This window comes from Streptococcus sp. CP1998 (assembly GCF_041026655.1).
GTDB lineage: Bacteria > Bacillota > Bacilli > Lactobacillales > Streptococcaceae > Streptococcus > Streptococcus dentalis.
In genome coordinates, this window is record NZ_CP163380.1 from 73939 (window position 1) to 89458 (window position 15520).

Genomic DNA, 15520 nt, shown 5'->3' on the forward strand with positions numbered 1-15520 from the left:
CAAAAGGAGAAAAAATGTCAGATTTAAAGAAATATGAAGGAGTCATTCCCGCTTTTTACGCCTGCTATGATGACCAAGGAGAAATTAGCCCGGAGCGGGTACGTGCACTGGTAGAATATTTTATCGCGAAAGGTGTGCAGGGCTTGTATGTCAACGGATCCTCTGGCGAATGTATCTACCAGAGCGTGGCCGATCGCAAGCTGATCTTGGAAGAAGTGATGGCAGTAGCTAAAGGGAAATTGACCATCATTGCTCACGTAGCCTGCAACAATACTAAGGATAGCGTGGAATTGGCACGACATGCAGAAGAACTAGGAGTGGATGCCATTGCGGCCATTCCGCCGATCTATTTCCGCTTGCCGGAATACAGTGTTGCTCACTACTGGAATACCATTAGCGAAGCAGCACCCCATACAGACTTTGTCATCTACAATATCCCGCAATTGGCTGGGGTAGCTTTGACACCGAGTCTTTACAAGGAAATGTTGAAAAATCCACGGGTGATTGGGGTCAAGAATTCTTCGATGCCTGTTCAGGACATTCAAACCTTTGCTTCTTTAGGAGGCGACGGGCACATTGTCTTTAATGGCCCAGATGAACAATTCTTAGGTGGCCGTCTCATGGGAGCGCATGCAGGGATCGGTGGTACCTATGGTGCGATGCCAGAACTCTTCTTGAAGCTCAATCAGCTGATTGCTGAGAAAGACTTGGAGACTGCGCGTGCCTTGCAGTTTGCTATCAATGACATTATCGGAGTCTTGACGTCTGCTCATGGCAATATGTATGCGGTCATCAAAGCGGTTTTGCGCATCAATGAAGGTTTGGACTTGGGATCTGTTCGCTCCCCTTTGACGCCAGTAGTAGAAGCGGATCAAGAAGTGATTCAACGTGCTGCTCAACTCATTCAGGACACAAAAGCCAGATTCCTTTGATCAAAGGAGGTCTAGATGAATCCATATGTTGTAATTGATATCGGAGGGACCAGTATCAAGTATGGTCTAGCCGATGCAAAAGGGCAACTCCTGGAGACCCATGAAATGCCAACGGAGGCCCAAAAAGGAGGACCTCACATTCTTAACACAACAAAGGAAATCGTAGCCCGTTATTTGAAGAAGCATCCTTTGGCAGGGGTTGCGATTTCTTCGGCTGGAATGGTTGATCCTGATAAGGGAGAAATCTTTTATGCTGGCCCACAAATTCCCAACTATGCAGGCACCCAATTCAAAAAGGAAATCGAAGAGACCTTTCAGATCCCTTGCGAGATTGAAAATGATGTCAACTGTGCCGGTCTCGCAGAGGTCACTACAGGTCATGCAAAAGGATCGAACAATGCTGTTTGCTTGACAATTGGGACAGGGATCGGCGGTTGCCTCTTGCTCGATGGTCAGGTCTTTCATGGCTTTAGCAATTCAGCCTGTGAGGTTGGCTATCTTCATTTGCCAGACGGTGCCTTTCAGGATCTAGCTTCAACGACGGCTTTAGTCGAGTATGTGGCAGAACATCATGGTGATCCTGTGGAACAGTGGAATGGTCGCCGTATCTTCAAGCAGGCAACTGAAGGAGATAAAATTTGTATGGCTGGAATTGATCGGATGGTGACCTATCTTGGAAAAGGACTGGCCAATATCGCCTATGTGGTCAATCCAGAGGTCATCGTTCTTGGAGGGGGGATTATGGCCCAGGAAGCGATCCTGAAACCTAAAATCTATCAAACGCTGTGTGCCGAACTGGTTCCTAGCCTAGCAGATAAGATCCGTTTGGAATTTGCCCACCACCAAAACGCTGCGGGTATGTTGGGGGCCTACTACCACTTTAGACAAAAACATGGAACATAAAACAAGTCGCGCTGGCGACTTGTTTTTGCTTCATCAAAAAAAGCATGAAAGATGAAGAAAACCTGATATTTTATGCTTTTTAAATAGGGAGACCATATTAAGATTTTCGAGAACGTTGAGCAGAAAGCTTTTTATTTTCCCAGTAGCTATTAAAGACAATTTCCTTTTGTTCTCGGCTTTTATTAAGGAAATGAGCATAGATCAAATCGACCACAATGAGGAGTGGTAAAATAGCGGAGATTCGATCGATATAGGTATTACTAGGAAGAGGTGCGGCCGGTAACACTTCTGTGAATCCTTGGTGGATGGCAGCCGGGTTAGCGGTCACAAGAACCGTTTTAGCCCCTTTTTCTTTGGCGTCCAGAAGACTGTCTGTAATGGAATTGGTGCCTCCTGACAATGAGAAACCGATGACTAAACAAGAGGAATCGAGAATACTGGTCGTCCAAGCAAAGCCATCTTGATCAGTCAGGGCTTCACAAACGACACCCAGTCGCATAAAGCGCAATTTCATTTCTCGGGCGACTAAACCGGAACTACCAATCCCGAAGAAATAGACTCGGTCTACATGATCGATTAGTTCAGCTACCCGATCTAATTGGGAATCTTTTACCAGGCTTTCAGTGACGTTACTGATATGGTGGTAGCGTTGCAAGACACTGAGAGTGAGTTCGTCATGCTCTTGTACCTGTTTTTGATTTTTGGTTTCTTCGTTAAAGTGATAGACAAATTCCCGATAGCCAGTGAAGCCACATTTTTGAGAGAAACGCGTTAAAGCTGCCTTTGAGACATGGAGTAGCTCAGTTACACGAGAAGAGGACAGGGAGTGCTGTCGTGCTTCGGATGATAAAAAATATTGGGCAATGTCGCGTTCCATATCCGTTAACTCAGCTTCATGGCTGGCGATAATGGTGCGTAAATCTTGATCTTGTTTCACAGCAATCCTCCTTTCTCACAGGATGAAATAACAGGATGCTCCTATAATATATTACACATTATAACATGGGGACCCGCTTTATTCAAGTAAAAGCAAGTAAGAAATACTGAAACTAGGAACAGGATATAAGAAAAGAAGAGAACGCTACCAATCTTGACAGTAGGGGCTTGCTGGTTGTCCACAATTTTCTGAAAATTCCCAGTTGGGCCTGAACAAACGATATGAATTGTGGTATAATTTAAGATAATTGTACTGTTGTTGGAAGAACAATAGTTGAATAAGGAGGTGTGACGATGTCGAATGCAACACTCGAGATGATGCAAGAGATCGAGCAAGCTGCTCAGGGCGTGATCGTAGGTTATGAAGCTCAAGTTGAACAAATCCGAACGGATTCACGCGATCGCCTTGCAACAGTGGCACAGCATTACGATGAGGAAACCAAGCAATTGGTCACAGAGGCAGAAAAAAACGCCCAGGAAAGACTCGTCCGTTTAACGAAAGATCTGGAAGAAACGGTTGCGCGCAATGATGCTAAGGTACAACAGGCGATGACCGATAAGCGAGCTGGGTTAGTTGAAGCCATTGTAGAAAAGGTGGTAGCAAGCTATGGCCGTTAGTCAGATGCAAAAACTGTCCCTCATCTTGTCCAAAGATGACTTGGACAGTCTCCTACTAGCGCTACAGTCTGAAGCAAAAATCCAGATTTATGACCTAAGTGAACAGGAAGAGTGGCAGGCTGCCTTTGAGGCAAATACCTTGTCTCAACCCTTGACAGAGGACAATCGTCAAGCCCTGGTAGAGCTGCAAAAACGTCAAGAACAAGTTGAAAAAATGATTCAGACTCTGGAGCCTTACATGCCTGAGAAGAAGGCCCTGCAAGCTCTAAAGGAAGAACCCTTAAGCTTGTCTTTTGATGACTTGCAGGCTCACGGGATGATTCGAGATGAGGATCTTCTATTGACCAAGTTGAAACGCCAATTGCGCGTGTTAGACAAGGCTCGTCAGAAGATTGCGGATGCAAAGGCAGAGATAGAGCGCTTAGAAAAATGGCGACCGTTAGAGGTGACGCCAGCTGCCCTCGCTAATTTTCACTATGTGCATGGCTTGATTGGGACCATCCCAAATAGCGATACAGACGCTGTTCGTTCTTCCTTAAAAGCTCATCCTGAGCTGGAGCTAGAAGAAGTCTTTACGTCTGAAACCGAACACGGCTATGTCATCTTGTATCGCTCGGGAGATCGTGTAGCTGTTCAGGAGCTTCTAGAAGACCATGGGTTCAAAGAATTGGACTATGAAGAAGAGCAGGTCCCGGCCGCCTACTTGGATCGCCTAGAAGGGGAAATCAAAGAGCAAGAAGCTGTAGTTGCAGCAACCCTAGCAGAGTTGCAAAACTCCCAGAAGGAGTTGGACCAGCTCAAGTACCAGATGGATTACTTGCTGAGTTTGGGAGCTCGTGAGGAAGCCAAGTCGCTTCTTGCCAGCACGCAAAGCTTGGTAGCCCTAGAGGGTTGGATTGAAACATCCCAAGTAGCCTCATTGCGAGACTTCTTGCAAGAAGGTTTTGGTTCTCGGGTCTTACTAGAGACGCGCGATGTAACGGAAAAAGATTGGGATGACGTTCCGATCCAGTTGCGAAATAATGCCTTGGTAGAGCCCTTTGAATTAGTCACAGAGATGTACGCCCTGCCTAAGTATTACGAGAAAGATCCGACACCGATCGTTTCTCTCTTCTACTTTGTTTTCTTTGGCATGATGGTCGCAGATATCGGTTATGGACTGTTGCTAACGGTAGCGACAGGCTTTGCCCTTAAAGCCTTCAAGCTCAAGCCTAGTACAGCCAAGAACCTTCGTTTCTTCAGTCTCCTCGGGATTTCAGTTGCCCTTTGGGGTGTGGTCTATGGCTCTTTCTTTGGATTTGAGATGCCTTTTGCCCTGATCAGTACGACCAGTAACGCCATGACCATCCTGATCCTCTCAGTGGTCTTTGGTTTTGTCACTGTCTTAGTGGGCCTGTTCCTAGGGGGAATGAAAAATGTTCGCCTCAAAGACTACACCGAAGCCTATAATGCGGGCTTTGCTTGGGTCTTGATCCTACTTGGTTTAATGCTTCTAGCAGTAGGCAATATCTTGCCAGGGATGAGCATTTTAGTTCCGATTGGCAAGTGGTTAGCTATTTTGAATGCCATTGGGATCTTGATTGTTTCCATTGTCAGCGCCAAGAAGTTGTCCGGTTTAGCCTCTGGTCTCTTTAACCTCTACAATGTTAGTGGCTATGTCGGAGACTTGGTCAGCTTCACCCGTTTGATGGCCTTGGGCTTGTCTGGAGCTAGTATCGGTTCGGCCTTTAACCTTATTGTCAATCTCTTCCCACCGCTTGGACGGTTTACGGTAGGGCTTGTGCTCTTTATCGTCCTACATGCCATTAATATGTTCCTGTCCTTCTTGTCAGGATATGTGCATGGAGCCCGTTTGATCTTTGTGGAGTTCTTCGGTAAGTTCTACGAAGGAGGAGGCAAGCCATTTCGTCCTCTCAAACCTTCTGAACGCTATATTAAAACAAAAAAATAAGTATTATCTTTAATAAATAGGAGTATATTCATGGAATCTTTAGCATCATATTTTTCAGCCCATGGGGGCGCCTTCTTTGCAGCATTTGGTGTGGCGATCGCCGTTGCACTTAGTGGAATGGGATCTGCCCTTGGGGTTGGTAAAACGGGTCAAGCAAGAGACTCTTGAAAGAACAACCTGAAAAATTTGCCCAAGCCTTGATTTTGCAATTGTTGCCAGGTACACAAGGTTTGTACGGTTTCGTTATCGGGATCTTGATCTGGTTGCAAATTAAGCCAGATATGCCACTTGAAACAGGGGTTGCTTACTTCTTTACAGCTCTTCCAGTTGCGATTGTTGGTTATTTCTCAGCCAAACACCAAGGAAATGTTGCGACAGCAGGGATGCAAATCTTGGCCAAACGCCCTGAAGACATGATGAAAGGGGTTATTCTTGCGGCCATGGTTGAAACCTACGCCATCTTAGCTTTCGTTGTGTCCTTCCTATTGACCCTACGCGTCGGCTAAGAGCTAGCTTTGATGGATTCGCCTTGCGAGGCGAAAAACACAAGACGCATGCAATAGGAGAAAAAACGATATGGATGAACAAACCCAATTAAAGGATTCGATCTTGGCCCAAGCCCACGAAAAAGGCCGTAAATTCTTAGAAGAGGCCAAGGAAACCATCCTAAAAGAAGAGACTGCGCAAGAAGAGCGTTTGATTCAAGATAAACTCAATCAACGCTCCGAGCAGCTCAAGCGGATTCAACGTCAATTGCAACGTGAAACCCAACAAATCGAAAATAAAAAACGCCAATCAACCCTTGTCACCAAGCAACGAGTCTTAAAGGATCTCTTTGCGGATGCTTATGAAGCGATGGTGGCTTGGCCCCTTGAAAGGGAAATGCAGTTTGTAGATGCAGTCTTAGAGCGCTATCAGGGACAAGTTGTGACCCTGACCTTCGGGGCGGTGAGCGCTGCTAAATTTGATTCAGCAGCTCTCGAGAGATTGAAGCAGACGCATCAGAATGTGACGGTTGCAGATGCAACAATCCCAGCTCAAGCAGGCTTTATCCTGTCGGTTGGGAAGATTGATGACAACTATCTCTACCGTGATTTGGTGGATTCCATTTGGGAGCAAGAAAGCTACCAGATGGCAGCCAGCATTTTCACAGATGAAGAGAACTAGGAGGTTGCAATGAGCGAACGGACCTATTCTCAAGTCAATACAGGAATCAGCGTACGTGAGGCTAGTTTTGTCAGTCCCAGTCAGTTTGAGCAGTTGCTTGCAAGTCCCTCCAGCGAGAGTCGAGAAGGCTTGCTACAAGGGACGCCTTATGCTTTAGACAGCCACGAGATCAAGGATTTATCAGCCCTTGAAGCCCGCCTGATGGCAGCCTTGTTGGCAGAATACCAATGGGCTTTTGAGGTAAGCCCTCAGTCAGACCTGGTTAGCCTTTTTACCTTGAAGTACACCTATCACAATCTCAAGGTTTATCTAAAACACAAGGCGACAGAGCGCAAGTTGGGGCACTTATTGATCCCTATCGGTCCTTATTCTCTCGATGTGCTCGAACATTTGGTGGCGACCTTTTCTGCGGAGCATTGTCCGGCCTTTATGGCGGAAGAAGTGGCTGCAACCTGGCAAGAATTCCAAGACTATCAGGACTTGCGGGTTCTCGAAATCGGGATGGACTTAGCTTATTTTAAACACCTGAGATACTTAGGGGACAGTCTAGATCATCCGATTCTGAAGCAGTTGGTGGACGTGACCATTGACTTTTACAATGCGATTACAGTTAAGCGGGCCATGGATCAGCAAAAACCGCACAGCTTTATGCACCAATTACTCTCAGATGAAGGGAGCCTCAGTGCCTATCAGGTGATCGACCTGCTAGAATCCGGTCAGTGGTTGACCTGGTTTTATCAAGTTAATCCACTGGACTACGATCTCGCCTTAGAGACTTATGAAGAAAAGATGCGCACTGGTCAACTAAAGACCGTAGAGTTGGAGTATTTAGAGAGTTTGGTGAAATTCAGTCTTCTAGATGCTGGCCGTTTTGAAGTCGATGGACCACTCCCTCTTGTTCGTTATCTTTACGGAAAAGAGTTAGAGGTGACCAACCTTCGTTTGGTCCTCTCTGGTTTGGACAATGGTTTTCCGCTAGCAGACATCAAAGAAAGGATGAGACCGATTTATGGACAAACAGACCTATAAGATCGCCGTTGTGGGCAATCGGGACGCCATCCTTCCTTTTCGCCTGATTGGCTTTCAAACCTATCCGGTCACAGAGCCGCAAGAAGCGATCAATACCTTGCGAAAACTCAGTCGGGAAAACTTCGGGATTATCTACCTGACAGAGGATATTGCTCAGGCCATTCCAGATACAGTGGCTTTTTACGACCAGCAGCTGACACCGGCTCTGATTCTTATCCCGACCCATAGAGGGACTACAGGACTGGGCCAACAGCGGATTCGTGATAATGTCGAAAAAGCAGTAGGACAGGATATTTTATGAGAACAAATGAATTTGGCCAAGCGATTGGCGATGCACTGCCGGATTTTACACCAGGGCGCTTGCCAGCTATTGAGCGGATCGAGGGTCGCTATACTGTGATCGAACGCCTCTCAAAAGAAAAACATGGAGCAGATCTTTATCAGGTCTACGGGCCGGACTCTCCAGCAGCGATGTGGACCTTTCTGTTCAAAGGCCCTGCCCGCAATGAGGAGGAGTGGGACCACTTATTAGATGATCTCATGACAGCCCAAGGTCGCTTTTACTATGCGATTGTAGACAAAGATTCAGGCAAGGCTTTGGGGACTTTCTCTCTCATGCGGATCGATCAAGCCAACCGGGTGATCGAAGTCGGAGCAGTGACCTACTCACCAGCGCTCCAAAAAACACGCATGGCTACGGAAGCCCAGTATCTGTTAGCGCGTTACGTGTTTGAAGATTTAGGCTACCGCCGCTATGAGTGGAAATGCGATGCCTTAAACCAAGCATCTCGCAAAGCAGCTGAGCGCTTAGGGTTCACATATGAAGGCTGTTTCCGTCAGGCTGTTGTTTATAAAGGTCGTACCCGTGATACAGACTGGTTGTCCATCATTGACCAAGAATGGCCAGCTATCAAACAGCGCTTCGAAGCCTGGTTGGATCCAAGCAATTTCGATGCCAATGGCCAACAAAAGCAAGCTCTAAGAGAGATAGTACAAAAGTAAAACAAAGAAACAAAGGATTCCCAGGAGGAATACATGACTCAAGGAAAAATTATCAAAGTTTCCGGTCCCTTGGTGGTTGCATCAGGGATGCAGGAGGCCAATATCCAAGACATTTGCCGGGTCGGCGATCTTGGTTTGATTGGCGAAATTATTGAGATGCGGCGGGACGAAGCCTCTATCCAAGTATATGAAGAAACGTCTGGAGTCGGTCCAGGAGAACCAGTGGTAACAACCGGAGCCCCCCTTTCTGTTGAATTGGGGCCAGGCTTGATCTCTCAGATGTTTGACGGGATCCAACGCCCCTTGGAACGCTTCCAAGAAGTGACTGCCAGTGACTTCCTCGTTCGTGGGGTGCAAGTTCCAAATCTAGATCGGGACACCAAATGGGCCTTCGAACCAAGTGTGACTGAAGGGACAGAAGTGGTCGCTGGAGACATCGTCGGTACGGTCCAGGAGACCAATATGGTGGAACACCGCATCATGGTGCCTTTTGGTGTGAGTGGACGTGTGACCAAGATCGCAGCAGGTTCTTACACAGTGGAAGAGCCGGTCTATGAGATTGAGCAGGCAGATGGTAGCCTCTTTACGGGAACCCTGATGCAAAAATGGCCGGTTCGTCGAGGCCGTCCCTTTGCACAAAAACTCATTCCAGTAGAGCCTTTGATCACCGGTCAACGGGTCATCGATACCTTCTTCCCTGTGACAAAAGGTGGAGCTGCAGCTGTTCCTGGTCCTTTCGGAGCTGGGAAAACAGTTGTGCAACACCAGGTGGCCAAGTTTGCCAATGTAGACATTGTAATTTACGTTGGTTGTGGGGAACGTGGAAATGAAATGACGGACGTTCTGAATGAATTTCCAGAATTGATCGATCCAACGACTGGTCAATCCATCATGCAACGGACCGTTCTGATCGCCAACACTTCGAACATGCCAGTAGCGGCGCGGGAAGCTTCCATCTACACAGGGATTACCATTGCCGAATACTTCCGCGATATGGGCTACTCCGTTGCCATCATGGCGGACTCTACTTCTCGTTGGGCAGAAGCTCTCCGTGAAATGTCTGGTCGTCTAGAAGAAATGCCAGGGGATGAAGGCTACCCAGCCTATCTTGGTAGCCGGATCGCCGAATACTACGAGCGTGCAGGTCGGGTCAAGACACTCGGAACCACTGCGCGTGAGGGTTCGATTACTGCCATCGGTGCCGTTTCTCCTCCAGGTGGAGACATTTCAGAGCCGGTAACGCAAAATACCTTGCGGATTGTCAAGGTCTTCTGGGGATTAGATGCTCAATTGGCCCAACGTCGTCACTTCCCAGCCATCAACTGGTTGAGTTCTTATTCGCTTTACCAAGATGAAGTCGGTCGCTATATCGATCTACATGAACAAATCAGCTGGTCTGAAAAAGTGACCCGCGCTATGAACTTGCTTCAAAAGGAAAGTGAATTGCAAGAAATCGTCCGCTTGGTTGGTCTAGATTCCTTGTCTGAAAAAGACCGCTTGACCATGAATGCGGCTAAGATGATCCGTGAAGACTACCTGCAACAAAATGCCTTTGATGAGGTTGATACCTATACCTCTTTCAGCAAGCAGGTGGCCTTGTTGACCAACATTTTGACCTTTGACCAAGAAAGTCAAAAAGCACTAGAATTAGGGGCTTACTTCACAGAAATCATGGAAGGAACCGTGGCTCTTCGGGACCGCATTGCCCGGAGCAAGTTCATCCATGAGGATCAGTTGGCAACTATTCAAGCCCTGAAAGAAGAAATCGTAGAAACCCTACACCAAATCGTCGCAAAAGGAGGAGTAGACAATGAGCGTGATTAAAGAATACCGTACTGTCAGCGAAGTTGTTGGTCCCTTGATGATTGTCGATCAGGTCGAAGGGGTTCACTACAATGAACTAGTAGAAATCAAGCTTCATGACGGAACGACCCGTCAGGGACAAGTCCTCGAAGTCCAAGAAGACAAGGCTATGGTCCAGCTCTTTGAAGGATCTAGCGGGATCAACTTGGAAAAAGCCAAAGTCCGCTTTACCGGACGTCCCCTAGAACTTCCTGTGTCTGAAGACATGGTCGGACGCATCTTTAACGGGATGGGCAAGCCCATCGATGGCGGTCCAGAGATTATCCCAGAGAAGTACTTGGACATTGATGGACAAGCTATTAACCCTGTTTCGCGGGACTATCCGGATGAATTTATCCAGACAGGGATCTCAGCCATTGACCATTTGAATACCTTGGTTCGGGGCCAAAAACTCCCAGTATTCTCAGGTTCTGGTCTTCCTCACAAGGAGTTGGCGGCTCAGATTGCTCGTCAAGCGACGGTTCTTAATTCTGAAGAAAACTTCGCCGTGGTCTTTGCGGCTATGGGAATTACCTTTGAAGAAGCCGAGTTCTTTATGAACGACCTTCGGGAGACAGGTGCGATTGACCGCTCTGTCCTCTTCATCAACCTAGCCAATGACCCAGCTATCGAACGGATTGCCACCCCTCGGATCGCCTTGACAGCCGCCGAATATTTGGCCTATGAAAAAGACATGCACGTCTTGGTTATCATGACGGATATGACCAACTACTGTGAAGCCCTTCGGGAAGTATCCGCTGCCCGCCGGGAAGTTCCAGGTCGTCGGGGCTATCCAGGTTACCTCTATACTAACCTCTCAACCCTCTACGAACGTGCAGGACGCTTGGTTGGAAAGAAAGGATCTGTGACCCAGATTCCAATCCTCTCCATGCCAGAAGATGACATCACCCACCCCATCCCTGACTTGACAGGCTACATCACCGAAGGTCAGATTATTCTGTCCCGCGATCTCTACAATAGTGGTTACCGCCCACCGATCAATGTTCTTCCATCCCTTTCTCGTTTGAAGGACAAGGGTTCTGGTGAAGGCAAGACTCGGGAAGACCATGCGGCGACCATGAACCAGCTCTTTGCGGCCTACGCCCAAGGAAAACAAGCCAAAGAACTGGCTGTAGTACTTGGGGAGTCTGCCTTGTCAGATACGGACAAGCTCTATGTCAAATTTACCGATCGCTTTGAGCAGGAATACATCAATCAAGGTTTCACCACTAATCGTACGATTGAGGAAAGTTTGGATCTCGGTTGGGAACTCTTATCCATCCTTCCAAGAACAGAGCTTAAACGGATCAAGGATGAGATGATTGACAAGTATCTGCCAAACAAAGAGGATTAGCCTATGGCACGATTAAATGTAAAACCAACTCGGATGGAGCTTAATATTCTCAAAGAGCGCCTCAAGACAGCAACCCGGGGGCACAAGTTGCTTAAGGATAAGCGGGATGAACTCATGCGCCGTTTTATTGAAGCTGTGCGTGAGAATAATCGCCTGCGCCAAAAGGTGGAGGCTGCGCTGGTGGGCAATATGCAAGATTTCGTGATGGCCAAGTCCTTAGAGAGTGACCTTATGGTAGAAGAAATCTTTGCTGTTCCCACTCGAGAAGTAATACTCCATATCGAGGAAGAAAATGTCATGAGTGTGCGCGTGCCCAAGCTCCATGCCCGTATCGATAATCCGTACGGAGATGATGAAGGGGACGTGGTTTATAGCTACCTCGCCTCCAACAGTCAAATGGACAGCACCATTCAAGAAATGGGGAATCTACTCCCAGATTTGCTCAAGTTAGCGGAAATCGAAAAAAGCTGCCAACTCATGGCAGATGAAATCGAGAAAACCCGCCGTCGAGTGAATGGACTCGAGTATGCGACCATCCCAGACCTCAAAGAGACTATCTACTATATCGAAATGAAACTCGAAGAAGCCGAACGCGCCAACCTCGTCAGAATCATGAAGGTAAAATAAGATACAAAGCCGTTAAGCAACTCAAAGGAAAATAGGGAGCAGGACAGAAGCACTGTTGTATAGAATGCTTCGTTGTCCTGCCCCCACAAGGCTGATTAGGATTTTTCCGAGCTCTTAAAGCGAGAGAAAAATCCAATCAGCTACTGTGCCTTTGAAGTTAGTACTATTACAGTTTGCGTTTTTCACCCAGCATTTAGGGCGTGTTCAATTACTTTAAAAATACAAGAACCTCATCGAAGAACCGCTCCTTGATGAGGTTTTTTGCGCCCTCGAACTCTTCTTCCACCACCCTCTTTTTATGTTACTAGTTTGTAACAATGTGACAAGAAAGACGAAATGTTACAAGAAAAATACAGTTTTGTTAAATAGCCCAAAAGGACTTTTATTATTTTTTAATTGTGATAAGATAGAATAGTAGTTCATTTGTTCAAGAAAATCTTGAGCAAAAAACAAAGAAAAAAGAGGATAAAAGATGAAATTAAAAGTTAATACGAAAGCCTTGATCGCTTCAACAGTAGCTCTTGCAGTGATTCCATTTACAAAAGCCACTGCAGAAACACTTGAAGATTGGGTAGCTCGCTCAGTAGATGAAATCAAACATGATATCCAACAAAGCGGTGAAAACCAACAAACTTATACCATCAAATATGGTGATACATTGAGTTCGATCGCAGAAGCGCTTGGAATCGATGTTCATGTGTTGGCAAACTTGAACAACATCAGCAACATGGATTTGATCTACCCAGGTACTGTTTTGAAAACAACAGTAAATGATCAAAAAGAAGTAACTTCAGTTGAAATCCAAACTCCTCAAGCAGGTACGACAGATGCAACCGTTGCAAGTGCTGACTTGACAACAAACCAAGTGACAGTTGATGACCAAACAGTTGCTGTCAACGATTTGTCAAAACCAGTTAACGAAGACAACAAAGCTGTTCCAGTTGCTCCAGCAGCGGAAACTCAAGAAGCCCCAGCGGAAGCTCCAGTAGTTGAAGTACCAGCAGCAGAAACACCAGCACAACCAGCTGTTCCAGAAACACCAAACTACGGTGCTCCAGCTGTCAATGTTGAAGTTCAAAATCAAGAAGTAGCGCCAGCTGCTCCTCAATCTGCTCCAGTAGCGGAAACACCTGCTGAAACACCAGCTTCTGCTCCTGAAGCTCCAGCAGAGGAAGCTCCAGCACAACCAGTAGCAGAAACGGCTGCTACCCCTGAAGTGCAACCACTAGCATCAACTCCAACAGCTGCAAATGCCATTCCAACTGATCCACACCTTCAACCGCAAGCGGAAGCTTTCCGTCAAGAAATCGCTGCGAAATTCGGTATCACAAATATCGGTGGTTACCGTGAAGGGGATCCAGAAGACCATGGTAAAGGGCTTGCAGTAGACGTAATGGTTCCGACAAGTTCTGAACTTGGAGATCAAGTTGCCCAATATGCAATTGACAACATGGACCGTGCAGGTATCTCATACATCATCTGGAAACAACAATTCTACATGCCAGTCGACAACATTTACGGACCTGCTAACACATGGAACCAAATGCCAGACCGTGGTGGAGATACAGCAAACCACTACGATCACGTACATATCTCATTTAACGGATAATAAAACTTCGAACTAGGACAAGTGCCTAGTTCTTTTTTTGTATGCACAAAAAAGGCCGGAAGACGAATCTTCCAGCCAGACGATGGTTATAAAATATGATCAACTTTTTCCACCTGATAAAGGGCAATCGCCATGATAATGGTTAAGACCAGTAACATAAGAATGGCAGGTGTCCAAGAGTGGAAGAGAGATTTGCTATATCCAAAGAGGATGGGCCCAAAGGCTGCAAAGACGTAGCCTCCTGTTTGGGCAAGACCAGAAAGTTGAGCAGTTTTCTCAGGTGTGCTGGATTTCATGGAGAAAGCGACCATGAGGTAAGGGAAGAGCGAACTAACGGAACTTCCAATCAGGGCATTTAATACCAACCAGTAGAAGAAGTTGCTGGTCGGGATTAAGAGCATGGCTACCCCCAGAATCCCTGCTCCGACAACAATCGCAAGCATCAAGTGTCGATTGCGATCGGATAACCGTGTGGTTAAACTTGGGATCGTCAAGGAGAATGGGAGACTGATCAGGGTGAACACGGAGGCCAGTAGTCCAGATTCAACCTTTGAAAGGCCAGCTTGAACAGCCATGGTCGGAAGCCAGGTCATACTTGTGTAGAAAAGCAGTGACTGCAAGCCTCCAAAAATCATGATAGCCCAGACATATTTATTGGTATACCACTTGCTACTAGATTCTGTAGTGGCCGTCTTTTTTAGATGGTGGTTGTAGCGAATGTTAGGAATCCAGATGACCAAAGCAAGAGCACACAAGGCTGTCAAGATGTTGACCAAACCTTGCCAAGAAGTGGCTTTGGTGATCGGAACAGCGACAGAAGAGGCGATCGCTGTGGACATCCCCATAGAAGTGATGTACAAAGTGGTCAGAATGCCTAGTTGACGGGGTCTGTTCGCTTGAATCAGGCTTGGAAGCAGCACATTGAGAAAGGCGATGCCAGCTCCAATCAAGATGGTTCCCAGATAGAGGAAGGGGAGGTTGATAATCCGAATGGCAGATCCGATCGTAATCGCGATCAAAACTAGGAAAAAGAGGCGCTCAATCCCCAACTTTTTAGCAACTTGAATCGCAAAAGGTGAGAAAAGGGCAAAGGTGAGAAGTGGCAAGCTAGTCAATAGTCCCAGAGAGCTCACATCTACCCCCAAACCAGCAGCGATGTCAGACAAGACCGTCGGAAGCGTAGTAAATGGTGTTCGTAAAACAATCCCAAGCATAATGATGCCCGGGATGAATAGCATAGAATGTGTTTTTTTCATAAATCCTCCTCAGACAAAAATTCCCTTCATTATAACATAGATCGAGCATAAATTGGAGTATTTGTACAAATGAAGGAGAAGGAACGTAGTTCTCACTGTCGTTTGCTAAGGGAATAAGGAACGTAGTTTTCGCTTCGCTCAAACTGCATCAATATCTCTAAATTCGGTTGAACTCTCTGAGTTCACCTCGCTCAGTTTTATAAGGAACGTAGTTCTCACTATCGTTCGAACTGCGTCAACGTACCTAAGCTCACTAACGTTTGCTAAAGGAATAAGGAACGTAGTTTTCGCTTT

General features: G+C 46.7%; 14 protein-coding genes and 1 pseudogene. 13 read left to right on the plus strand and 2 right to left on the minus strand.

Translation table 11 applies throughout. The annotated features are described in order from the left end of the window. The first annotated feature begins 14 nt into the window (after positions 1-14). Positions 15-932 carry a dihydrodipicolinate synthase family protein gene (locus AB4X21_RS00450; RefSeq protein WP_369087981.1) on the plus strand — a complete coding sequence of 306 codons (918 nt, stop codon included), beginning with the start codon at positions 15-17 and terminating at the stop codon, positions 930-932. Between the two features lie 15 nt (positions 933-947). Beyond that, complete coding sequence (locus AB4X21_RS00455) at positions 948-1835, plus strand: ROK family protein (protein ID WP_151379332.1); 888 nt, start codon at positions 948-950, stop codon at positions 1833-1835. 97 nt (positions 1836-1932) lie between these two features. Here AB4X21_RS00455 and AB4X21_RS00460 read toward each other — a convergent pair whose 3' ends face one another. Beyond that, positions 1933-2772, minus strand: coding sequence for a MurR/RpiR family transcriptional regulator (locus AB4X21_RS00460; protein ID WP_004219453.1), 840 nt, complete (start codon positions 2770-2772; stop codon positions 1933-1935). A 293-nt stretch (positions 2773-3065) separates the two neighbouring features. On the opposite strand from AB4X21_RS00460, the gene AB4X21_RS00465 reads away from it, so the two are divergent. The 11 genes and pseudogenes from AB4X21_RS00465 to AB4X21_RS00515 all read left to right on the plus strand — a co-directional run bounded on the left by AB4X21_RS00465 (position 3066) and on the right by AB4X21_RS00515 (position 13970). Then, on the plus strand, positions 3066-3389 hold the full coding sequence (locus tag AB4X21_RS00465; protein WP_003009429.1) for a hypothetical protein: 324 nt from the start codon (positions 3066-3068) through the stop codon (positions 3387-3389). Then, the gene (locus AB4X21_RS00470) at positions 3379-5340 is read left to right on the plus strand and encodes a V-type ATP synthase subunit I (protein ID WP_369087982.1); all 1962 of its coding nucleotides are present in this window, start codon (positions 3379-3381) and stop codon (positions 5338-5340) included. The genes AB4X21_RS00465 and AB4X21_RS00470 overlap by 11 nt, the downstream gene beginning before the upstream one ends. 30 nt (positions 5341-5370) lie before the next feature. Then, a pseudogene (locus AB4X21_RS00475) lies at positions 5371-5846 on the plus strand (V-type ATP synthase subunit K). Positions 5847-5916: 70 nt separating this feature from the next. Further along, positions 5917-6507: a hypothetical protein gene (locus AB4X21_RS00480; protein WP_155127621.1), complete on the plus strand. Its 591-nt coding sequence runs from the start codon at positions 5917-5919 to the stop codon at positions 6505-6507. A gap of 9 nt (positions 6508-6516) precedes the next feature. Then, positions 6517-7536 carry a V-type ATPase subunit gene (locus AB4X21_RS00485; RefSeq protein WP_369087983.1) on the plus strand — a complete coding sequence of 340 codons (1020 nt, stop codon included), beginning with the start codon at positions 6517-6519 and terminating at the stop codon, positions 7534-7536. After that, positions 7517-7837, plus strand: a complete 321-nt coding sequence (locus AB4X21_RS00490) for a V-type ATP synthase subunit F (protein ID WP_003009443.1) — start codon at positions 7517-7519, stop codon at positions 7835-7837. Before AB4X21_RS00485 ends, AB4X21_RS00490 begins: the two co-directional genes overlap by 20 nt. After that, positions 7834-8538 carry a GNAT family N-acetyltransferase gene (locus AB4X21_RS00495; RefSeq protein WP_369087984.1) on the plus strand — a complete coding sequence of 235 codons (705 nt, stop codon included), beginning with the start codon at positions 7834-7836 and terminating at the stop codon, positions 8536-8538. Before AB4X21_RS00490 ends, AB4X21_RS00495 begins: the two co-directional genes overlap by 4 nt. Positions 8539-8571: 33 nt before the next feature. Next, the gene (locus tag AB4X21_RS00500; RefSeq protein WP_369087985.1) at positions 8572-10362 is read left to right on the plus strand and encodes a V-type ATP synthase subunit A; all 1791 of its coding nucleotides are present in this window, start codon (positions 8572-8574) and stop codon (positions 10360-10362) included. Beyond that, on the plus strand, positions 10349-11734 hold the full coding sequence (locus AB4X21_RS00505; RefSeq protein ID WP_003002370.1) for a V-type ATP synthase subunit B: 1386 nt from the start codon (positions 10349-10351) through the stop codon (positions 11732-11734). Before AB4X21_RS00500 ends, AB4X21_RS00505 begins: the two co-directional genes overlap by 14 nt. 3 nt (positions 11735-11737) lie before the next feature. Then, positions 11738-12361 carry a V-type ATP synthase subunit D gene (locus AB4X21_RS00510; protein WP_369087986.1) on the plus strand — a complete coding sequence of 208 codons (624 nt, stop codon included), beginning with the start codon at positions 11738-11740 and terminating at the stop codon, positions 12359-12361. Positions 12362-12833: 472 nt separating this feature from the next. Beyond that, the gene (locus AB4X21_RS00515) at positions 12834-13970 is read left to right on the plus strand and encodes a LysM domain-containing protein (RefSeq protein WP_155127609.1); all 1137 of its coding nucleotides are present in this window, start codon (positions 12834-12836) and stop codon (positions 13968-13970) included. A gap of 86 nt (positions 13971-14056) precedes the next feature. Here AB4X21_RS00515 and AB4X21_RS00520 read toward each other — a convergent pair whose 3' ends face one another. Continuing rightward, positions 14057-15226, minus strand: a complete 1170-nt coding sequence (locus tag AB4X21_RS00520) for a CynX/NimT family MFS transporter (RefSeq protein WP_369087987.1) — start codon at positions 15224-15226, stop codon at positions 14057-14059. Positions 15227-15520: the final 294 nt, after the last annotated feature.